This window comes from Parasutterella sp. (assembly GCF_057870745.1).
The window spans coordinates 15,725-35,486 of the sequence record NZ_DBMALT010000019.1; the positions used below are offsets into that span (position 1 = coordinate 15,725).

21 protein-coding genes are annotated in these 19,762 nt (G+C 49.2%); 17 read left to right on the plus strand and 4 right to left on the minus strand.

What is annotated here, in order from left to right; translation table 11 throughout:
• The first annotated feature begins 1 nt into the window (after position 1).
• From fabZ to ACZND6_RS06735, 5 genes are read left to right on the plus strand one after another with little or no spacing between them, the layout of a single operon-like run.
• Positions 2–442, plus strand: a complete 441-nt coding sequence (gene fabZ, locus ACZND6_RS06715; protein ID WP_008812020.1) for a 3-hydroxyacyl-ACP dehydratase FabZ — start codon at positions 2–4, stop codon at positions 440–442.
• 10 nt (positions 443–452) lie between these two features.
• Positions 453–1,247 carry an acyl-ACP--UDP-N-acetylglucosamine O-acyltransferase gene (lpxA, locus tag ACZND6_RS06720; protein ID WP_008812021.1) on the plus strand — a complete coding sequence of 265 codons (795 nt, stop codon included), beginning with the start codon at positions 453–455 and terminating at the stop codon, positions 1,245–1,247.
• Positions 1,247–2,398 carry a lipid-A-disaccharide synthase gene (gene lpxB, locus ACZND6_RS06725; protein ID WP_489524482.1) on the plus strand — a complete coding sequence of 384 codons (1,152 nt, stop codon included), beginning with the start codon at positions 1,247–1,249 and terminating at the stop codon, positions 2,396–2,398. The genes lpxA and lpxB overlap by 1 nt, the downstream gene beginning before the upstream one ends.
• Entirely contained in the window at positions 2,398–3,039 is a 642-nt protein-coding gene (gene rnhB / locus ACZND6_RS06730) for a ribonuclease HII (RefSeq protein WP_008812023.1), read from the plus strand. The genes lpxB and rnhB overlap by 1 nt, the downstream gene beginning before the upstream one ends.
• Before the next feature lie 9 nt (positions 3,040–3,048).
• Positions 3,049–3,846 carry a TrmH family RNA methyltransferase gene (locus tag ACZND6_RS06735; protein ID WP_489524483.1) on the plus strand — a complete coding sequence of 266 codons (798 nt, stop codon included), beginning with the start codon at positions 3,049–3,051 and terminating at the stop codon, positions 3,844–3,846.
• 50 nt (positions 3,847–3,896) lie between these two features.
• Here the strand turns inward: ACZND6_RS06735 and ppsR are convergent, their stop codons facing one another.
• Positions 3,897–4,763 carry a posphoenolpyruvate synthetase regulatory kinase/phosphorylase PpsR gene (gene ppsR / locus ACZND6_RS06740; RefSeq protein WP_300875866.1) on the minus strand — a complete coding sequence of 289 codons (867 nt, stop codon included), beginning with the start codon at positions 4,761–4,763 and terminating at the stop codon, positions 3,897–3,899.
• Between the two features lie 91 nt (positions 4,764–4,854).
• Here ppsR and ppsA point away from each other — a divergent pair, with 91 nt between their 5' ends.
• The 5 genes from ppsA (at position 4,855) to ACZND6_RS06765 (ending at position 9,976) form a co-directional block, all read left to right on the plus strand.
• Positions 4,855–7,236, plus strand: coding sequence for a phosphoenolpyruvate synthase (gene ppsA, locus ACZND6_RS06745; RefSeq protein ID WP_418572898.1), 2,382 nt, complete (start codon positions 4,855–4,857; stop codon positions 7,234–7,236).
• A 118-nt stretch (positions 7,237–7,354) separates the two neighbouring features.
• Positions 7,355–7,777: an NfeD family protein gene (locus ACZND6_RS06750; RefSeq protein ID WP_008812027.1), complete on the plus strand. Its 423-nt coding sequence runs from the start codon at positions 7,355–7,357 to the stop codon at positions 7,775–7,777.
• Positions 7,738–8,259 carry a hypothetical protein gene (locus ACZND6_RS06755; RefSeq protein WP_155165603.1) on the plus strand — a complete coding sequence of 174 codons (522 nt, stop codon included), beginning with the start codon at positions 7,738–7,740 and terminating at the stop codon, positions 8,257–8,259. Before ACZND6_RS06750 ends, ACZND6_RS06755 begins: the two co-directional genes overlap by 40 nt.
• Positions 8,252–8,785, plus strand: coding sequence for a hypothetical protein (locus tag ACZND6_RS06760; protein ID WP_293737296.1), 534 nt, complete (start codon positions 8,252–8,254; stop codon positions 8,783–8,785). The genes ACZND6_RS06755 and ACZND6_RS06760 overlap by 8 nt, the downstream gene beginning before the upstream one ends.
• 21 nt (positions 8,786–8,806) lie before the next feature.
• A complete protein-coding gene (locus ACZND6_RS06765) occupies positions 8,807–9,976 on the plus strand; it encodes an iron-containing alcohol dehydrogenase (protein WP_293737295.1) in 1,170 nt (389 codons plus the stop codon).
• On the opposite strand, the gene ACZND6_RS06770 is transcribed toward ACZND6_RS06765, so the two are convergent.
• Both ACZND6_RS06770 and smpB read right to left on the minus strand, forming a co-directional pair.
• Positions 9,973–10,545, minus strand: a complete 573-nt coding sequence (locus tag ACZND6_RS06770) for a phospholipase D family nuclease (RefSeq protein WP_489524484.1) — start codon at positions 10,543–10,545, stop codon at positions 9,973–9,975. The two genes, ACZND6_RS06765 and ACZND6_RS06770, sit on opposite strands and share 4 nt — an antisense overlap.
• A gap of 44 nt (positions 10,546–10,589) precedes the next feature.
• The gene (smpB, locus tag ACZND6_RS06775; protein WP_008812032.1) at positions 10,590–11,048 is read right to left on the minus strand and encodes an SsrA-binding protein SmpB; all 459 of its coding nucleotides are present in this window, start codon (positions 11,046–11,048) and stop codon (positions 10,590–10,592) included.
• Positions 11,049–11,164: 116 nt separating this feature from the next.
• On the opposite strand from smpB, the gene ACZND6_RS06780 reads away from it, so the two are divergent.
• From ACZND6_RS06780 to guaA, 3 genes are all read left to right on the plus strand, one after another.
• The gene (locus tag ACZND6_RS06780; protein ID WP_418571592.1) at positions 11,165–11,452 is read left to right on the plus strand and encodes an RnfH family protein; all 288 of its coding nucleotides are present in this window, start codon (positions 11,165–11,167) and stop codon (positions 11,450–11,452) included.
• Positions 11,453–11,544: 92 nt separating this feature from the next.
• Positions 11,545–13,011 (plus strand): IMP dehydrogenase, encoded by a 1,467-nt coding sequence (gene guaB / locus ACZND6_RS06785; RefSeq protein WP_418571590.1) that lies wholly within the window; start codon positions 11,545–11,547, stop codon positions 13,009–13,011.
• Positions 13,012–13,114: 103 nt separating this feature from the next.
• Entirely contained in the window at positions 13,115–14,680 is a 1,566-nt protein-coding gene (guaA, locus tag ACZND6_RS06790; RefSeq protein WP_021867350.1) for a glutamine-hydrolyzing GMP synthase, read from the plus strand.
• A 289-nt stretch (positions 14,681–14,969) separates the two neighbouring features.
• Here guaA and ACZND6_RS06795 read toward each other — a convergent pair whose 3' ends face one another.
• The gene (locus ACZND6_RS06795; protein WP_021867349.1) at positions 14,970–15,275 is read right to left on the minus strand and encodes a type II toxin-antitoxin system HicB family antitoxin; all 306 of its coding nucleotides are present in this window, start codon (positions 15,273–15,275) and stop codon (positions 14,970–14,972) included.
• 241 nt (positions 15,276–15,516) lie between these two features.
• Here ACZND6_RS06795 and ACZND6_RS06800 point away from each other — a divergent pair, with 241 nt between their 5' ends.
• The 4 genes from ACZND6_RS06800 to ACZND6_RS06815 are packed head-to-tail and all read left to right on the plus strand — an operon-like array spanning position 15,517 to position 19,731.
• On the plus strand, positions 15,517–16,083 hold the full coding sequence (locus ACZND6_RS06800; RefSeq protein ID WP_021867348.1) for a hypothetical protein: 567 nt from the start codon (positions 15,517–15,519) through the stop codon (positions 16,081–16,083).
• Between the two features lie 48 nt (positions 16,084–16,131).
• Positions 16,132–16,947: a tRNA adenosine(34) deaminase TadA gene (gene tadA / locus ACZND6_RS06805; RefSeq protein ID WP_489524485.1), complete on the plus strand. Its 816-nt coding sequence runs from the start codon at positions 16,132–16,134 to the stop codon at positions 16,945–16,947.
• Complete coding sequence (locus ACZND6_RS06810) at positions 16,928–17,848, plus strand: S66 peptidase family protein (protein ID WP_418805525.1); 921 nt, start codon at positions 16,928–16,930, stop codon at positions 17,846–17,848. The genes tadA and ACZND6_RS06810 overlap by 20 nt, the downstream gene beginning before the upstream one ends.
• The gene (locus tag ACZND6_RS06815; protein ID WP_293737290.1) at positions 17,845–19,731 is read left to right on the plus strand and encodes a hybrid sensor histidine kinase/response regulator; all 1,887 of its coding nucleotides are present in this window, start codon (positions 17,845–17,847) and stop codon (positions 19,729–19,731) included. The genes ACZND6_RS06810 and ACZND6_RS06815 overlap by 4 nt, the downstream gene beginning before the upstream one ends.
• Positions 19,732–19,762: the final 31 nt, after the last annotated feature.

Below are 19,762 nucleotides of genomic sequence, written 5' to 3' on the forward strand. Positions count from 1 at the left end.
AATGCAAGACATTAATGACATCATGAGGCTCCTGCCTCACCGCTATCCGTTTCTTTTAGTTGACCGAGTTTTGGAAACGAACGGTGTTGATAAGCTGATTGCGATCAAAAACGTCACTGTCAACGAACCTCAGTTCACCGGCCACTTCCCCGGCGTTCCCGTCATGCCCGGCGTTCTGATCATCGAAGCGATGGCTCAGGCCTGTGCGATGCTTGCTTTTGCAAGAATGGGCGGCGAAAGAGATCCTGAGAAACTTTTCTATTTTGCTTCTATTGACAACGCTCGCTTCAAACGTGTCGTGATCCCGGGTGATCAGCTTCGTTTTGAATGCACATTCCTCCGTGAAAAACTCGGCATGATCAAAATGCACTGCGATGCAACGGTTGACGGTCAGCTGGCTGCATGTGCCGACATGATGTGCTCTTATCGTTCACCCAAATAAAGGAAAAAATATGGCTCAGATCCATCCCTCATCCTTAGTAGATCCTCAAGCCAAACTTGCGGAGAACGTTGTCGTCGGTCCGTTCTGCACGATCGGTCCCCACGTTGAAGTCGGTGAAGGAACCACTTTGCAGAGCCATATTGTTCTTACCGGTCATACGAAGATCGGTAAGAACAACAAGATTTATGCCTTTGCAGCGATCGGTATTGATCCTCAGGATAAAAAATACCGCGGTGAAGAAACTCAGCTAATCATCGGTGACAACAACGTTATTCGCGAACACTGCACACTCTCTGTCGGGACCGTGCAGGACAAAGGAATAACCATTATTGGAAACGGCAATCTGTTGATGGCCAACGTTCATGTTGCACATGACTGCGTCATCGGAAACGACACCATCATTGCCAACAATGTCGGCTTTGCCGGGCACGTTCATGTTGCCGACGACGTGATCGTCGGCGGCCAGTCCGGCATCCACCAGTTTGTCAAGATCGGAAAGGGCGCGATGCTGAGCGGCGGAAGCATGGTTCGTCAGGACTGCATTCCCTACGGCATGTATCAAGGTTATCCTGCCTCTCCTTTCGGCATCAATCTTGAAGGCATGAAGCGTCACGGCTATTCAAGGGCTGCCATGCACGCGGCACGCGAAAGCTACAAACTGATCTTCCGTGAAGGCAAGACCGTTCCAGAGGCCGTGGAAGCCATCAAGGCTTACGCATCAGCATTAGAAGATGAACAGGCTAAGAAAGTCTGCGAACTGATGTGCGAATTCACAGAGCAGGCAACTCGAGGATTGGCTCGCTAATGGAGCAATTGACCAACAACAGCATTATCTGGGCAGCCGGAGAGAACAGCGGAGATTATTTAGCTTCGCGTGTTCTGCCGGCTGTTGCCGCGTCTCGTCCGAATCTTAAGATGGAAGGTATCGGCGGTGACCGAATGATTCAAGACGGCTTGGATCCTTGGTTTCATGCCAGCGAACTTTCCGTCCGGGGCTATTTGGAAGTGATCCGTCATTTGCCTCGAATTTTAAAAATTCGCCGAGAAATGATGCGCCGTACTGTCCAGCTTCGTCCTGCTGCCTACATCGGAGTTGATGCTCCTGACTTTAATCTGTCGATTGAAGAGAAGGTCAGAGCATCGGGGATTCCGGTTGTTCACATGGTGGCTCCGGCCGTTTGGGCTTGGCGTCCTCAGAGAATTCACCAAATCAAACGTGCGGTGGATCATCTGCTTTTGGTTTTCCCTTTTGAAGAGAAAATTTTTAAAGAAGCCGGCATTCCGAGCACGTACATCGGCCATCCTCTAGCCGAGATCATTCCGATGGTGCCAGATACGGAAGGTGCAAGACGCAAACTGAATATCGCTGCACAGGGGCCGGTCATTGCCATTCTTCCCGGCAGCCGTAAAGACGAGATTCGCTGGTGTGCGCCGGCATTTTTCGGCGCTGCGTCCTTACTGCTGAAGCAGGAACCGAGAACTCGATTCATAGTTCCGGCCGCCGATGAGCAAAGGAAAAAAGAGATTTTAGAAGTTCTCAATCGCTTTCCTGATGTCAAAGACAATACCGTTCTTTTGGACGGGAAGTCTCATTTGGCGATGGAAGCGGCTGACGCTATTTTGGTGGCGAGCGGCACAGCAACGCTTGAGGCGGCACTTTATAAAAAGCCCTTGGTCGTCGGATACGCTATGCCGACTCTTTCGGCAATGCTGATTCTTTCCAAAGGACAGACAAAGTGGATCAGCCTGCCCAATATCCTGGCGCAGAAGACTTTGGTTCCCGAGTGCGTTCAGATGTTCTGTTCGCCTGAGATCCTTTCGTCCCATTTGCTTCACGCCCTGGAGCCGAAGCGGCAGGAATATCTCAAAGAAGTATTTTCAGAAATGCATGAAACATTGCTGAGGCCGACTGCTCAGCTGGCAACAGAGGCAATCGATCAGGTTTTAAAACGCTGATGGCTGACTATTTATTCGACGGTGAGGAAACGATCGCCACACTTGTTTGCGGTGTGGACGAAGCGGGCCGCGGCCCTTTGGCCGGACCGGTTGTTGCTGCAGCCGTGATTTTGAACCCCGATCATCCGATAGAAGGGCTCAGAGACTCAAAAAAACTGACGGCTCACGCAAGAGAAGTTCTTGCAGAGCAGATTAAAACGCATGCGCTCGCTTGGGCGATCGCCGAAAGTTCGGTTGCGGACATTGACCGAATGAACATTCTTCAGGCGACGATGGCAGCGATGCGTAAAGCCGTTCTTCAGCTTGATCCAAAACCGGACTTAGTCTTGGTTGATGGGAACCGCCTGCCAGAGCTTCCTTTCCGTGCAGAGCCGATTGTCAAGGGCGACGACTTGATTCCGGAAATTTCCGCAGCCTCCATCTTGGCCAAGACCTATCGGGACGCCTTGATGAAAATCTTGGGAGGAATGTATCCGAAATACGGCTTTGAGCAGCATGCGGGATACGGTACGGCACACCATCTTAAAATGCTGGAGAAATGGGGTCCGTGTCCAGTGCACCGAATGACGTTCGGTCCTGTGGCCTTGATTGCTAAGAAGTTTGAACGGCGAGCCGATCGTAAAAAGCGAAAGGGACAGTAAATGGAATTCATGCGGATCACAAGCGCAGCTAATCCTTCGATTAAACTTGCGAAGAATTTGGCGCAGCACCCGAGGGCGGCGAGAAAAGAAGGTTTATCTCTCGCCGAAGGGATTCATTTGGCCCGAGAACTTCTTTCGCATCCTGAGCTTGTCCGCAAAGTATTTTTAAGAGATGGGGCCGAGAAGAATTTTGAAATATCGGAAATCCTGCAAAAGTACCTGTCGTTGAAGATTTCTGTAGTTCAGCTGCCGTCTCAAATTTATGCTTCGATTTCTCCGGTGGACACCAGTGCCGGGATAGTTTGTGAGATCCGCATCCCGGAAGAGGGAAAGATCAAAAAAAACGAGGATTGGATTTATCTTGACGGCGTCCAAGATCCGGGCAATGTCGGAACCATCCTTCGTTCCGCACTGGCTTCCGGTGTGACGAATATTGCGTTGTCACCGCAATGTGCCTACGTTTGGTCTCCCAAAGTGCTTCGTGCAGCCATGGGAGCTCATTTCTTCTGCAACATTATTTCTTCCGTCGAGCTTGCAGAGATCAAAGAAAAAACCGGAGCTGTATGTTTAGTGGCTGACGCGCGCGGCGGAAAAGATCTCTACGAGGAAAAATGGGGAAAGGGCCAAACTTTGTGGGTGTTCGGAAGCGAAGGTCTGGGTGTTTCTGAAAAAGCCCTGGAACTTTCCGATTTAACCCTGTTGATTCCTTTGGAATCCAGAGTTGAAAGCCTCAACGTTGCAACAGCGGCTTCCGTCTGCCTTTTTGAACAGCGCAGACGCCGTCTTTCAGGCATTGTGCACAAATAGGAAGCGGCCGAAGATTCGGCCGCATATCTAAATATCGATTCGGTCCGGCCTCACATACTCATGTGAGGATCAATATTGATTTTGAGTTCAAGCAGGATCGTCGCTGAAATTTCTTCAATGGACTTAGAAGTGGAAGACAGATATTTAATGCCTTCACGATCCATCATCCGCTGAGCCTCTTCAACTTCGTATTCGCAGTTCTCTATGGAAGCGTACTTAGAATTCGGGCGGCGTTCGCCTCGAATTTCAGAGAGACGCTTGGGAGAAATGGAAAGACCGAATATCTTGTCTTTGCAGTTTTCCAGTGCGGGCGGAAGTTCGCCGCGCTCGAAATCTTCTGGAATAAGCGGATAGTTAGCTGCTTTGATACCGTACTGCATGGCCAAGTACAGGCTGGTCGGAGTCTTACCGCTGCGGGACACACCTACCAGCACCACGTCTGCATCTTCCAAGCCTTTGTTGGTTTGTCCGTCGTCGTGTGCCAGCGTGTAGTTAATCGCATCAATACGGCGGTTGTATCTTTCCTGGTCACCGATTTCATGGCTCTTGCCGACGGAGTGGTCACTCGGAACACCGAGTTCACGCTCAAGCGGTCCGACGAAGGAGCGGAAAAGCTCGATGACGAAGGCGTTGCAGTATTCGTTAAATGTCGAAGCCAGAGATCCGGCGACGAGTGTAGAGAAGACAATCGGGCGCACGCCGTTCTCTTTGCCGACTTCATTGATTCTCAAGGCCGCGGCTTTGGCTTTTTCTTCCGTGTTGACGAAAGGCATGCGGTAGCGCAGGTATTTAAGGCCGTGAAACTGCGCTAAAACAGCATTTGCCAAAGTTTCTGCAGTAATAGCCGTCGCGTCGGATACAAAAAACACGGTACGCTGAGTCGATTTTTCAGGGGTTTCGTTTACGTTTGAATTCATAAAATTTAACGCTGTTAGATGAAGTTACGAACTTAACGCTAAAAGAACGGCTAAAATTTAGCAAATTTTTTCACTCAATTTCGAGGTAAACATGACACAAGGACGTTTCGTCATTCCATTCAGCCAACTTCGTATGACAGATGTTGACATCGTAGGCGGCAAGAATGCTTCTCTTGGCGAACTGCTTAGCCAGCTTACAGAAGCCGGCATCAGAGTACCTGACGGCTTTGCAACGACGGCTGAAGCTTTCAGAGTCTTTTTAAAAGAAGGCGGTCTTGATAAAAGAATTGAAGATCGTCTGAGCAAGTTAGACGTTGATGATGTTAAAGAGCTGGCAAAGGCAGGCGCTGAAATTCGTGAATGGATTGAAAAAGCTCCTTTCCCGGCTCAGCTCGAAAAAGAAATCAGAGAACACTATGAGTGGCTCAAGGGCGACCAGAAGGAAATTTCCGTTGCTGTTCGTTCCTCTGCAACTGCTGAAGACCTTCCGGACGCTTCCTTTGCCGGCCAGCAGGAAACTTACCTGAACGTCGTCGGTCTCGAACAGGTGTTCGCAAGAATGAAGGAAGTATTCGCTTCCCTCTACAACGACCGTGCAATCTCTTACCGCGTTCACAAAGGTTTCGACCACGCTGATGTGGCTTTGTCCGCCGGTGTTCAGAGAATGGTTCGCTCCGATAAGGGCGCTGCCGGTGTTATGTTTACGATGGATACCGAAAGCGGCTTTGATCAGGTCGTTTTCATTACAGCCAGCTATGGCCTCGGTGAAACCGTTGTTCAGGGCGCTGTGAACCCGGACGAATACTTTGTCCACAAACCCATCATGGAAATGGGCAAATTCCCGATCATCCGTAAAGTTCTCGGCAGCAAGAAGATCAAGATGATCTTCAACACAGACAAGTCCAACGGCCGCTCTGTGAAGGTGGTCGATGTTCCCGAATCCGAACGCCGCAAGTTTGCTTTGAACGACGACGAAATCATTCAGCTTGCCAAGTACGCCCGTATTATTGAAAAACACTACGGGCGTCCGATGGACATTGAATGGGGCAAAGACGGTATCGACGGAAAACTCTATATTCTTCAGGCTCGTCCCGAGACCGTGAAGAGCCGCCAGAAGAAGGCTGATGTTCAGCAGAAATTCGTTCTTCTCGGCAAAGGCGAAGTCCTGGTAACCGGCCGCGCTATCGGTCAGAAGATCGGCGCCGGCAAGGTTCGTATTGTTGCCGGTCCGGAACAGATGGACCTGGTTCAGGAAGGAGACGTCCTTGTTACGGACATGACCGATCCTAACTGGGAGCCGGTGATGAAGAAGGCCAGCGCCATCGTTACTAACCGCGGCGGCCGTACCTGCCACGCAGCTATTATTGCTCGTGAGCTCGGTATAGCTGCTGTTGTCGGCTGCGGCGACGCTACGGAAGTTCTCAAAGACGGCCAGGAAGTTACCGTCTCCTGCGCCGAAGGCGATACAGGCAATATTTACAACGGCCTGATCCCGTTCGAAATCAAAGAAGTGAAACAGGGCGAACTGCCTGAGATCCCCGTTAAGATCATGATGAACGTGGGCAATCCTCAGCTCGCATTCGACTTCCAGTCCATCCCGAACAATGGTGTCGGTCTGGCCCGCCTTGAATTCATTATTAATAACAACATCGGCATCCATCCGAAGGCCTGCTTAGCTTACCCGGATCTTCCCGAAGATCTGAGAAGAGCGGTTGAAGAGGCTTCTGCCGGTTACGAAAACCCGCGTGAATTCTTTAAGGAAAAGATCGCCGAAGGTGTTGCTACGATTGCTGCCGCTTTCTATCCGAAGAAAGTGATCGTTCGTATGTCCGACTTCAAGAGCAATGAATACCGCAAACTCTTAGGCGGCAAGCTCTACGAACCGGAAGAAGAAAACCCCATGCTCGGTTTCCGCGGTGCAAGCCGTTACGTTTCCGAAGACTTCAAAGAATGCTTTGCTATGGAATGCGAAGCTCTGAAGAAAGTCCGCGACGAAATGGGTCTGACCAATGTCGAAATCATGATCCCGTTTGTCAGAACCGTTAAGGAAGCCAAGGAAGTTAACGAACGTCTGAACGAACAAGGTCTCAAGCGCGGCGTGAACGGTCTTCGCCTCAATATGATGTGTGAAATCCCGAGCAACGCACTGCTTGCCGAGAAGTTCCTTGAACACTTCGACGGTTTCTCTATTGGCTCCAACGACTTGACCCAGCTGACACTCGGTCTGGACCGAGATTCCGGACTGGTTGCCAACTTCTTCGATGAACGCGACGAAGCCGTTAAGATCCTTCTGGCACGTGCTATCAAGGCCTGCCGTGAGAAAGGAGCTTATGTCGGTATCTGCGGTCAGGGTCCTTCCGACCATCCTGACTTAGCTCAGTGGCTGATGGAAGAAGGTATCGAATCCATCTCTCTGAACCCGGATACTGTCGTCAATACTTGGCGCAGACTGGCTAAAGACGTTAAGAAATAATTCTTAGGTTCTAAGCTTTACCAAACGGCCGTTTTCCTTTCGGATGCGGCCGTTTTCGCGTTCTTAACCTATAATTGACTCACGGTCAAAAGAGAGACCTCAAAGAAGGGAACGCATTATGGGATTGTCGTATTTTTGGTTTATTGCCGCTGCAGTGATCGGCGCGATGGATCTTTACTTCGGCAATTTTTTTCTATTGGTGATTTCAGCTGCCGCCTTTACGACAGCCCTTTTTTCCTTCTTCCTCAGTTCCGTTTATTTACAAGTCGCCATCTTCACCGTCATTTCTCTTTTAGTGATCAGTTATTTGATGCTTTTACAGCGTCACTTGAGAGAAGTCGACTTTTATTCCGAAATTCTCCGCCGGCACATTGGTAAGACCGTGACGGTTCACGAATGGAGGCACAATCGGTACGCGACCGTCCAATACAACGGGCGAGTTTGGGAAGCCGAGATTGCTTTTAATGCGGGCGGTAATCTTCGTGCAGGGAAATACAAAATATGGAAAATGCTTTCGAACCGGCTAGTTCTGATTCCGTAGAAGGAAAAATCCCGGAGGGCGTCAGGCTCCCAAATCTTGACGATCCTCTCGTCATTAAAGATTTATTGAGAGCTCATGCAATGGCGGTCTCTAAACGCCTTGCGGAAGCCGTTCATAAAAATGTTCGTCGAGAAGAAGTCGTTCAAGCCGACCAGAGAGCCGCTGCATTCTTGGCTACAACGCTCTTAGGCCAAAATCCGGCTTATGCAAAGGCGGCAGTAAATACGCCCGAAAGAATTGAAAAGCTGCTTCGTGCGGAATTCACAGAGGCTTTGAAAGGCTTCGGGATCAAAGAGGAAGAGGCCGCTGATCCGGCCGTCTTTATGCAGCTCGTGATGTTCTTATTCACGAACCAAGTTCACGAGCTCATTAATGAACTGCAGAAAAATCCGGATGAGATCGAAGCAAAAGGTTCGCAGGCTCTCGACGCTCTGCTCGAGTCTTGGGTGAAAAAATTAACCAAAGAGAAGTGCGATGCCTAAATGTATTAAACCGAGCTGCAACCGCGGCTGCTGCGGTCACGATCACAGCTCCAAGGCTGAACAGGCTCCTTCTATCGTAGACATTGAAGTCGTCCGAAAAATCCTCTCCCAGGCTGTCGTGAATATGTGCAAGCGCGCTATTGCTTGTGCGGAAGGCGAACTGACGAGAGATGAGCTTGCAGAGAAAGATATGAAGCTCATGGAGTGGCTTGGAGAGACTTTCTGCGGCAACAACAGTCATTTTGAACCGGGCCCTGAAGACTGGACCACCGAAGGTTTGGCAGAATACATCAAACGGGCGCTGCCTCAGATCGAGGAGAATCCGGAAGGCGAGGAGATGAGTTCTGATGAGGTCGTCGTCAAAGCCTGCGCGATTTTTGTAGAGCAAGCCTATAAGGCGATCCATGATGCTTTGAAAGCCGGATTCCCGCTGCTGGATGCCGATGAGTTACCGGCGCCGGTCGCTTCTTTTGTCGAATCCTGGACCCTTTTGTTCGTCGGTGCTCCGATGGGCAGCAATAACTAAAACTGAAAATAGGAAAAAATAATGAATAACTTTGAATACTCTAATCCCACACGCTTAGTTTTCGGCAAAGGAGAAGAAAGCCGTATCGGAGAGCTAATGCGTGCCCGTGTGCCGACGATGAGTCCCGTGCTGGTGGTTTACGGCGGCGGTTCTGCCAAAGAGAGCGGCCTTTTGGAGCGCATCTCCGAGTCGTTAAAAGCTGCCGACCTTGTGCCGATTGAATTGGGCGGCGTGACACCGAACCCGCAGCTTTCTTTTGTTCAGAAGGGTATTCTTTTGGCCCGCGAGCACAGAGTCAAAGCTATTTTGGCCGTCGGCGGCGGAAGTGTTATTGATGCTTCCAAGGCGATTGCGATCGGCGTTCCTTACGTCGGTGATGTTTGGGATTTCTTCACAAAGAAAATTACGCCGACAGAAGCGCTTCCGGTTGCCGCTGTGCTCACGCTTCCTGCTGCAGGCAGCGAACAGAGTATCCGTATTGTGATTTCAAACGGAGACAGAAAGCTCGGCGCCGGCTCTCCTCTAGTTCGTCCGTTTGTAAGCGTCATCGATCCCGAACTTTTCTTTACGCTTCCGGAAAAGCAAATTAGAGCAGGTGTGATCGACATGATGAGTCACATCATGGAGCGCTACTTTACCCAGACCAAAAATACCGACTTTGTGGACAGTCAGGCTGAAAGCGCCATGAAGACGATCATGAAGAACGGTCTGAAGCTCAAAAAGAATCCTAAGGATTACGACGCTTGGTGCCAGATCGGTTTGGCCGGATCTTTTGCACACAACGGATATTACGGATTGGGACAGGTCGAAGACTGGGCCTCCCACGGGATGGAACATGAACTGAGCGCCTGGGATACGACGATTACGCACGGCGAAGGTCTGGCAGTTGTAGTTCCGGCTTGGATGAAGTACGTCTGGCATGCCAATCCGAAACGTTTTGTTCAGTTTGCCCGCAACGTTATGGGCGTAAAAGGCGAAGGTACCGACGAAGAGATTATTCGTAAAGGTATCAAAGCCTTTAGACGATTCCTGAAGAAGATGGGTGCCCCGAAGAATCTGAAGGAACTCGGCGCTGAGAAGGCCGATCCCAAAGAGCTCGCGAAAAAAGCGGTGGAAATTCCCGGAAAATTAGGAAATTTCCTCCCGCTTTATGAGAAGGACATCGTCAAGATTTACAAACTGATGCGTTAATTTTGATTTTTTGTGAGAGGCACTTCGGTGCCTTTCTCTTTTTCTGGCGCTGCCAGAATGGAGTGAGAGAAATGCTTCTCCCAGTTTTTGACATATTCTTCGGCGAGCGGCTTGGATTTCAAAATTAAGAGGTTTTCCCCGTTCTTGGTTTCGGCGACTTTGACGAAATTGAAGCTTCCGGTGAGGACGATATTGTCATCGACGATGATGATTTTGTCGTGCGCGGTTCGGTGAGCCGTGTCAAAGAAAGTCGGAACACCGGCTTTTAAGAGGTCTTCCGTTGTATTCGGTTTTTTCTTAGGCATCTTCTTATCAATGATGACATCGACTTTCACGCCGCGCTGATGAGCTCGGATGAGCGCCTGCGTAATTTCCTTGTTAGAGAAAAGAAAGGCCTGCATACGAATTCGGACCTTCGCGCTGTCAATAGATTGAACGATGGCGTTCTCAGTGCCTCCGTTAGGAGAGAAGAAGACTGCGGCCTCCGTAGGATAGAAAGGAGAGGCAGAAGCAGGGGCTGCCAAAGAAATAGCAGCAGCTTGTGCAAGGCATAAAAGGAAGTATTTCATAGGGTTACAAAAAGAGAGCTGCCATTCGGCAGCTCGATAAAAGATTATTTTCGGTTAAGTGTTCTGTTTTTCAACAGACGGCCTTGTTCGCGTTTCCACTCTCGCTTACCGATATCGGCTCGTTTTTCAAATAACTTTTTCCCTTTACCAAGGCCGAGTTCGAGTTTGACACGTCCGTCCTTGAAATGCATGTCTAAAGGAATCAGCGAATACCCGGCTTGTTCGACGCGGCCGATTAATCGCATGATTTCATGCTTATGAAGAAGGAGCTTACGGTTACGCGTGGGATCCGCTTTTTCATGGGTACTGGCGGTTTTCAGAGGCGTAATGTTTGCATTCAATAAAAACAGTTCTCCGTTTCTGACGAAAACGTGAGCTTCTTTAATGGAAGCGCCGCCGGCACGGATGGATTTCACTTCCCATCCTCTTAGTTCCAGACCGGCTTCAAATTTTTCTTCAATTTCGTAGTCGAATCTGGCCTTTTTATTTTGAATAATTGCCAAGGTTGCTCTCCAAGTAATAATGGCTCACAGCGAATTGATGCGGCAGGGCCGAAAACAGGCTGAAAGCCGAGTAAAATCTGCACAATTTTACTTTATTCGAGGTACGGGAGGTTCATTTGCTGTTATCAGCCGTAAAACAAGCACCCTCCGGACTGCTCAAAAAAGTTCTTGAGCTTCCTGAAGGTTCAACGGTCGGGGACGCACTGCGCGCACTCGGCTGGCAAAAAAACGAAGAAATCGGTCTGAGCATTTACGGCCGGCGCTGCAAAGAAGAAGACCTCCTCAAGGACGGGAACCGAATTGAATTAACCGAACCGCTCCGAATCGATCCGAAAGAAGCCAGACGGCTTCGCGCTTTAAATAAACCGCTTTTGGCAACTCGAGGTCGAAAACATGCGAAATAAAATTTCACCCTTCGAATAAATACCTATTGCTGTCAACAAATACAGCTCCTTCAATTTACGTATAATTGTTTTTTGTGCTTAGAGGTTCAACAATGCGACTCCTTCAAAAGGCTTTAACCTTTGACGACGTTCTCCTCGTTCCTGCATACTCGAACGTACTTCCCCGCGAGACCGTCCTTTCCACACAATTCACCAGAGACCTCCGCTTAAACATCCCGTTCTGCTCTGCAGCTATGGATACGGTTACTGAAGCTAATTTGGCCATTGCCTTAGCTCAGGAAGGCGGCATCGGTATTATTCATAAAAACATGACAGCCCAGGCTCAGGCTGCCGAAGTTAATAAAGTTAAACGCCACGAAGCAGGCATGGTTGCCGACCCGATCACCATCGGTCCGGACATGATTGTTGCCGATGTGATTCGTCTGACCCGCGAACACAACATTTCCGGTCTTCCCGTTGTTCAGGGCGAAAAAGTTCTCGGTATGGTTACACACCGCGACCTTCGCTTCGAAGACCGCATGGACGCCAAGATCAGTGAAATCATGACACCGGCCGAACGCCTGATCACGATTAAAGAAGGCGCCACACTCGACGACGCTAAGAAACTGATGCACGAGCATCGTCTTGAAAGAGTTTTGGTTGTTGACGACAACTTCCACCTTCGCGGCTTGATGACCGTCAAAGACATCATCAAAGCAACCGAACATCCGTATGCTTCCAAAGACAAACACGGCAAACTGCTTGCCGGTGCTGCTGTCGGCGTCGGAGCCGGTACGGAAGAACGTGTCGAGCTGCTGGTTGATGCCGGTGTCGACGTCTTGGTTGTTGACACAGCCCATGGCCATTCTCAGGGCGTGCTTGACCGCGTCAAATGGGTTAAGCGGCACTATCCTCAGGTTCAGGTTATCGGCGGAAACATTGCTACTGCCGCTGCTGCCCTGGCCCTCGTTGAAAACGGTGCAGACGCTGTTAAAGTCGGGATCGGCCCGGGTTCCATTTGTACGACTCGCGTTGTTGCCGGTGTCGGTGTTCCGCAGATTACAGCTGTTTCCAACGTTGCCGAAGCTCTTCAGGGCTCCGGTGTTCCTCTGATCGCTGACGGCGGTATCCGTTTTTCCGGCGACGTCGCAAAAGCCATCGCAGCCGGCGCCAATACCGTCATGATGGGCGGCATGTTTGCAGGTACCGACGAAGCTCCGGGCGAAATCATTCTTTACCAGGGCCGCTCTTACAAGAGCTACCGCGGTATGGGTTCTCTCGGCGCCATGAATAAAGGTTCTGCCGACCGTTACTTCCAGGACAACAACAACGGCAACGTTGATAAGTTTGTTCCGGAAGGCATCGAAGGTATGGTCCCCTACAAAGGAAGCGTTCTTGCCATCATCTATCAGATGTGCGGCGGTCTGCGTTCTTCTATGGGCTACTGCGGCTGCCGTACGATTGATGAGATGCGCAACAAGGCCTGCTTTGTTGAAATCACATCTGCCGGCTGGCGTGAATCTCATGTTCACGATGTGAAGATCACGAAGGAAGCTCCGAACTACAGACTGGAACATTAATTTTCCTACATGTCTGAAATTTCAGATTAATATGACGGGCAAGGGTCGACTCGAGTTTTATAGACTCGGGCCGACTTTTGTTTTTAATTGATATTTAGCGAAGATGAACCACGATCGAATTTTAATTCTTGACTTCGGAAGCCAAGTCACGCAATTGATTGCGCGCCGTATTCGTGAAGCTCACGTTTACTGCGAAGTCCACTCCTGCGACGTATCGGATGGATTTATTAAAGAATTCAAGCCGAGCGGCATCGTCCTTTCCGGCTCTCACATGAGCGCTTATGAAGAATCCACGGACCGCGCTCCGAAGGCCGTTTTTGAAATCGGCGTTCCGGTTTTAGGCATTTGCTACGGCATGCAGACAATGGCTGAGCAGCTCGGCGGCAAAGTTGAAAGCGGCGCTCAGCGTGAGTTCGGCTACGCAGAAGTTCGTGAGCACGGCCACACAAAACTTTTGAAGAACATCTCCGACTTTACTGATAAAGACGGCAAGAGCTATCTGAAGGTTTGGATGAGCCACGGCGACAAAGTCACTGAAATGCCTCCCGGCTTCAAACTGATGTGCTCGACTCCGACTTGCCCCATCGCCGGTATGGCTGACGAGGAAAGAGGCTTTTACGCTGTCCAGTTCCATCCCGAAGTTACGCATACCGAGAAGGGCCGTGAAATCCTTGAGACCTTTGTTCTTAAGATCTGCAAGGCCAATCCCGACTGGGTCATGGGCAACTTCGCTCAGGAAGCCGTTGAAAAAATTCGTCATCAGGTTGGAAAAGATGAAGTTATTCTCGGTCTTTCCGGCGGCGTCGATTCTTCCGTTACGGCGGCTTTGATTCATCGCGCGATCGGCGATCAGCTGACCTGCGTTTTCGTAGACAACGGACTGCTTCGTCTTCACGAAAGAGAACAGGTCGCCCAGACTTTCCGTGACAATATGGGTATGAAGCTGATTGTGGTTGATGCTTCCGACCGGTTCATGGATGCGTTATCCGGTGTTACCGATCCTGAAGCCAAACGTAAGATCATCGGTCGTCTGTTTGTCGAAGTCTTCCAGGAAGAAGCTGAAAAACTGCAGAATGCTAAGTGGCTCGCACAGGGCACCATTTATCCTGACGTCATTGAATCCAACGGCGCCAAGACCAAGAAAGCCCAAACCATTAAGTCCCACCATAATGTCGGCGGTTTGCCCGATACACTTCATCTGAAGCTTCTCGAACCGCTTCGCGAACTCTTCAAAGACGAAGTTCGTGAGCTCGGTATTGCACTGGGACTGCCTGCCGAAATGGTTTATCGTCATCCTTTCCCTGGCCCCGGCCTCGGCGTTCGTATTCTCGGCGCTATTAAACGCGAATACGCCGATCTTCTGAGAGAAGCTGATGCGATCTTCATTGAAGAACTTCGCAATGCAGGTTGGTATGACAAAGTCAGCCAGGCTTTCGTTGTCTTCCTGCCGGTTAAGAGCGTCGGTGTGATGGGCGACGGTAGAACATACGACTGGGTTGTCAGCTTGAGAGCTGTTCAGACCAGCGACTTTATGACCGCTAAATGGGCTCATCTGCCATACGATCTTCTTGGCAAGGTTTCCAACCGCATCATCAACGAGGTTAAGGGTATTAACCGCGTCGTTTATGATGTATCTGGCAAACCCCCCGCAACGATCGAGTGGGAATAAAAATATTGAATTTCTAGCTATTTCTTAAGCATTCGGGATGACTCAGAAGTCATCCCGTTTTTATATCTAAAATCAACAAAAAAGCGTTTTTTCGCTTGTAGAAGCTTTCACTTTCTTTCAGTATTCTTTAAACCTAAGTAAGCCTATTTCAATAGTATTTTTGATGGTATAGATTTTTTTCTTGATGAAATTTGATGGTATTTCAAGAGATTTTTGACAGCCATAATGTGGATTGAAATAGAGCAATGAACGAGGAGGAACTCCAGTACGTTTTTAAAAGAGCAGTTGTTTAATCCTGATTGGATTGAGGTCTCTGCGGCTCATGTATTACCCCAGGCGAGGACGGTTTAAAACGTTCCGGATTTCGCTCCGCAAAGTCGCCGGAGCATGGAACATTCGGCTTGATCCCTTCTGCCTGGCAATCTGCTAAATAATTGTCGATAGTTTGATGAAATATTTTTTCGAGCTCCTGTAAGGTCTCGCCCTCATATGTCAGAAGACTTTTGATAAACATCACTTTTCCGAAGAGGCAATTGTCATCGACACTGTATTCAACAGAGCTGAGAAAACTTTTATATTTCAAAAAATCTCCCATACCAACACCATTGAATGTAATTGCTCTTTACGTTGCAGCAGAACCTCTCAATGTGTTGAGTTTTTAAGTCGTTCATGCATATTAACTTGAGGTCCCTTTCGCATTTTAAGAATTCTCATGGTTCGGAAGCAATATCGGGGAAAAAATCGCAATTACTCGATTTGCACGGTTTTACCCTCACTTCCGAGGTCTGCGAGCTAACATGTCAAGTAGGTAAGGGCAACTCGGGTATACTTTGGCCATGAAAAAGATCGAAATAAAGAAATTTAAAACCGCGCCTGACCTGGCAAAGATGATAGAAGAAGGCCATAAGGTCCACGCGATGGCGAACGGAAAAATACAATCGTACGAGCGGCACACGCCTCAGCCGGAAGACTACAGTAACTTAGACGATTTTATGGAAGTCGCCGAAAATCATATCAATGAGCTCTATAACACCAGACAAGAAGTTGATGAGATGCTGACTGAAGTCTTTACAGTTTTTGTCAGACATCCCGAGCTTTCCGGTACGCCTTATATTACTGTCTTGGAACTGATGGTGTTTCTCGAAGAGGATTTCCGCCAGTTAACTAAGAGATATGAAGCAGCATCTTCTGCGCTGGCTGCCATGGAAGAAAATCAGTATGGCTGCGACGATATGGATATTTACGTCGGAGAACACGGCGCAAGAACAATGCTGGATGCTTTGGACCGATTAAAGAAATTTGGTCAATTAACCAACGATGAAGAAGGCCTTGAGTCTGAGCTCAAGGAAGGCGTGGCAAACCAAAGCCCGGATATCAATTGGAAACAGCCCCGTCTCAATTAAATTTCTAGTGACAAGATGCCTCAGCAGACGGATCTAATTTCGAATTTTGTGAAATTGTCTATTCGGCGAGGCTCTTCTCTGACTACTCTCTCAAAATCACCCGACCATCTTCGGATCGTTGTCGATGCATTTAAGGCAACGGCCCGGGATCCTTTGCATCTGCACGAAGACGATGCAAAAAAATTCTTAGCCGAAGCCGGAAATTGGATATCCGACACGCCTAAAAATCTTTTGGAGGTATCGGCCTCTTCATCTAACGAACAAATCGCACAATTTCCGCTCTCAGAGCTAACCTCTGCAGTTGAAGCTTTTCGAGAAGAGATTCGGCAAAAAAGAAAACATCAAGCCTTGAGCCGAGAGAAAGAAGTTCGGCTTTCTCGGATCGATCGTTCCCGTGACGCACATTTCATGCGCGAAGCGCTTGTCGAAGCAGCAAAAGCACGTCAGGCCGGAGAGGTTCCGGTTGGCGCCGTCGTTGTCGATAAAGAAGGCAGCATCATCGGCAGAGGACATAATTGCGTTGTCGCAGGTCATGACCCAAGCGGACATGCTGAAATCATTGCCCTTAAAAATGCGTCTCAGAACCTTAAAAACTACCGGCTTGATAACTGCACGATCTATGTGACGCTTGAACCCTGTCCGATGTGCTCCGGTGCGATTATCGGCGCCAGACTTGCCCGATTGGTTTACGGGGCCAAAGACCAAAAAGCGGGTGCCGCCGAAAGTGTGTTTAAACTATTTGACGAGAAAAGAGTCAATCATCACACTGATGTGACAGCAGGAGTACTGGAGGAAGATTGTCTCCGGATACTCCAAAGTTTTTTTGTCGAATTAAGAAAGAGCCGTGGTAAAACAAATGGTTAAAGTCGGTATTAACGCCCCTTCCGGTAATGTCATTTATTTCAAATCCGTCGAGAGGGCGGCCGAACTTTTCAGAGAAAGAGGTTGGGACGTAACCATCGGAGAAGATGTTTACACCAGCTTCGGTCGTTTCGGCGGTTCCAGCGACTCCGCTCGGTTGAATGATTTTCAGCAGGCTTGCAGCGATAATGAACTTGTTTTGTGTGCTCGAGGCGGTTACGGTTTTTCCCGACTCCTACCGAACCTTGATTTCAACAAAATCAAATCTAATGGAACTTGGGTTGCCGGTTTTTCCGATATCACTTTTTTCACTACGGCTTATTTAGCACTGACCGGCAGAAAGAGCCTGCAGGCGCCGACGGCTTCTGTGCTCGGCGACCTCAAGTGCGATCCTTATACCATTCAAACTTTCTTTGAAGTATTGGCGGCAGAAGAATACAAATTCTTTTTCCCGACACCGTTTCCGGACTTTCAAACAACGGGTTTGCTTTGGGGCGGGAATTTGACCGTCTTGTGTTCGATGCTCGGAACCAAGTACTTCCCGAAAGTCGAAGGCGGTATTCTTTTTGTCGAGGATATCGCTGAACCGGCTTACAAAATAGAGCGTGATTTGAATCACCTTCTGCAGGCCGGAGTGATCGATAACCAAAAAGCCGTGGTCCTGGGGGATTTCTCGAAAATTAAGTCCTCCGAACATGATTTCGGATACGGGCTGGAAGATGCTTTGAGTTTCATCGCAGGGCGTACCAAAACCCCGTTTATCTCAGGACTGCCTTTCGGGCACGAAATGAAAACCGCCACACTTGTAGTCGGCTCTGAGGCACATCTCAATGTTCAGTCAAACATGGCAGAACTCACGATGAAAGGCTGTCCAAACTTTAGAGTTGCGGGAGTGCCGAAATGATTTTTTCTGCTATTAAGCGCCTTAAAACCATTTTTGAGCCGAACCCTCCCGAGGCGACTAATTACCATCTTCATCTTTCAGGCGCTCGGTTAGCTTCCAAGGTGCAGCTTCGTCAGTTGTCGGTTTTAAAGCACCGGACGACAGCGGTCGTTGCGATCCGCATGCTGCTGTACCTTATTTTTACCTTGACTTGCTGGAGCTATGTCGGGGGCTGGGTCATGGCGCTCTGGCTGGCTTTTAATGTGATGCATACGCTGGCTAGCATGAAATCTGCGGATGACTTCTTCAACGAGCCGTCCATGGACAAGCGTTTTCATTACTGGAAGAACCGCACGCTCCAGATGATTTTGGTGTCGGGTCTCTCTATCGGTTTTGCAGGCTTTTATTTCATGGTTCCGGACAACGTCATTGTCGAGATGATTCTCTTGGCCATGATTGTGGGCGTGACATTCGGCAGTGTTCCGCTTTACGCCATCTGGCTTCCCGCCCTTTGGATATTCGTTCCGGCAACGCTGCTTCCGACGATTCTGAAGCTCGTCCTGATATACCAGCCGTCCTTGTTTATCGCTTTATTCTGGACGCTTATTCTTTTCCTCATTATTTTCTACTTCGGCGTCCGTCTGAATAAGATTTATCTCCAAGGCATCTATCGTTCGTTTGAACGAGAGTTCTTGATGGAGCAGCTGATTTTCCAGCGGCAGAAGGCCGACTATATCCGCGAAGCGTCCGAAATGGCGATCTCTGCAAGAACACGATTCTTTGCGGCTGCTAACCATGACCTCCGTCAGCCGCTCCAGGCTATGGGCATTTTTATCTCTATTCTTCAGGGGCAGGCCGATCAACAGGCTAAACCTTTAATTGATAATTTGTCGAAGGCCTGCAATACGGTGGCGACGCTGGTGGATCAGATTCTGATTATTTCGAAGCTGGATTCCAAGACGATGAAAATTCGGCCTACCGAAGTCTCCATTCGTTCAATGTTCTCTGAATTGGCGAATGAATTTACGCCGATGGCCGAACAAAAGGGGTTGACTTTTGAAGTGAGGGCCGAGCCTCTGATGATCGTCACCGACGGACTGCTTTTTGAACGGGTGCTTCGTAACCTTATCGGAAACGCCGTACGTTATACCGAGCACGGCGGTATCCTGCTGAGGGCAAAGAAAACAAAGAAGAACACGCTTGTTGTTACTGTCTCCGACTCGGGCTGCGGGATTACGAAAGAAGATCAAGCTAAACTTTTTCAGGCTTATTACCGCGGCGGCGCCGGCCATAAATCCCGAGAGGGTTTCGGCTTAGGTCTTTCGATTGTCGATAAGATCTGCAAACTTCTGAATATCGAACTCAAACTGATTTCTAAAGTAGGAAAAGGTTCTATCTTCCGCTTGGAAATGGCAATCGAAACGTCTGTAGATATGACGGAAGTACAGCCGCCCGTACAGCCGAATCGGATTTTCTCTCTGGAGAATGTCAACGTCCTGTTAATTGAGGACGATCCTTTGATTCGTGAGAGCCTGGCAACGTTATTAGAAGGCTGGGGCGCCAAAGTGAGACGGGCGGAATACTTTGATGCCGAACTCGCTGCTCAGTTGATTGAGGAGGCGCCGGTAGACATTATTTTCTCTGACTTTAACTTAGGTCCCGGCCGTTTGACCGGTCTCCAATCGATCTTCCGCATCCGCAGTGTTCTGGGACGCAAGATTCCGGCGATTATCAGCACGGCCACTTCTCGTGATGCCATCATGGCTCAGTACGAAGAAGAGACCGAGGGTCTGGACTTTGCGGATTCAGCGGTTAACCTGATGGAACTCCCGCTTATCGTACAGAAGCCGGTCACACCGACAGAGATTAATCGGATTATTCATCGAGAAATCGAGAAGAAGTAATTTCTTTCTGAGATTTAAAGTTCCCGCGTTT

Bases quoted from the DNA above. Each gene is read 5' to 3' on its own strand.
- fabZ (WP_008812020.1), top strand. From the start codon at position 2: ATGCAAGACATTAATGACATCATGAGGCTCCTGCCTCACCGCTATCCG.
- lpxA (WP_008812021.1), top strand. From the start codon at position 453: ATGGCTCAGATCCATCCCTCATCCTTAGTAGATCCTCAAGCCAAACTT.
- lpxB (WP_489524482.1), top strand. From the start codon at position 1,247: ATGGAGCAATTGACCAACAACAGCATTATCTGGGCAGCCGGAGAGAAC.
- rnhB (WP_008812023.1), top strand. From the start codon at position 2,398: ATGGCTGACTATTTATTCGACGGTGAGGAAACGATCGCCACACTTGTT.
- ACZND6_RS06735 (WP_489524483.1), top strand. From the start codon at position 3,049: ATGCGGATCACAAGCGCAGCTAATCCTTCGATTAAACTTGCGAAGAAT.
- ppsR (WP_300875866.1), bottom strand. From the start codon at position 4,763: ATGAATTCAAACGTAAACGAAACCCCTGAAAAATCGACTCAGCGTACC.
- ppsA (WP_418572898.1), top strand. From the start codon at position 4,855: ATGACACAAGGACGTTTCGTCATTCCATTCAGCCAACTTCGTATGACA.
- ACZND6_RS06750 (WP_008812027.1), top strand. From the start codon at position 7,355: ATGGGATTGTCGTATTTTTGGTTTATTGCCGCTGCAGTGATCGGCGCG.
- ACZND6_RS06755 (WP_155165603.1), top strand. From the start codon at position 7,738: ATGGAAAATGCTTTCGAACCGGCTAGTTCTGATTCCGTAGAAGGAAAA.
- ACZND6_RS06760 (WP_293737296.1), top strand. From the start codon at position 8,252: ATGCCTAAATGTATTAAACCGAGCTGCAACCGCGGCTGCTGCGGTCAC.
- ACZND6_RS06765 (WP_293737295.1), top strand. From the start codon at position 8,807: ATGAATAACTTTGAATACTCTAATCCCACACGCTTAGTTTTCGGCAAA.
- ACZND6_RS06770 (WP_489524484.1), bottom strand. From the start codon at position 10,545: ATGAAATACTTCCTTTTATGCCTTGCACAAGCTGCTGCTATTTCTTTG.
- guaB (WP_418571590.1), top strand. From the start codon at position 11,545: ATGCGACTCCTTCAAAAGGCTTTAACCTTTGACGACGTTCTCCTCGTT.
- guaA (WP_021867350.1), top strand. From the start codon at position 13,115: ATGAACCACGATCGAATTTTAATTCTTGACTTCGGAAGCCAAGTCACG.
- ACZND6_RS06795 (WP_021867349.1), bottom strand. From the start codon at position 15,275: ATGGGAGATTTTTTGAAATATAAAAGTTTTCTCAGCTCTGTTGAATAC.
- ACZND6_RS06800 (WP_021867348.1), top strand. From the start codon at position 15,517: ATGAAAAAGATCGAAATAAAGAAATTTAAAACCGCGCCTGACCTGGCA.
- ACZND6_RS06815 (WP_293737290.1), top strand. From the start codon at position 17,845: ATGATTTTTTCTGCTATTAAGCGCCTTAAAACCATTTTTGAGCCGAAC.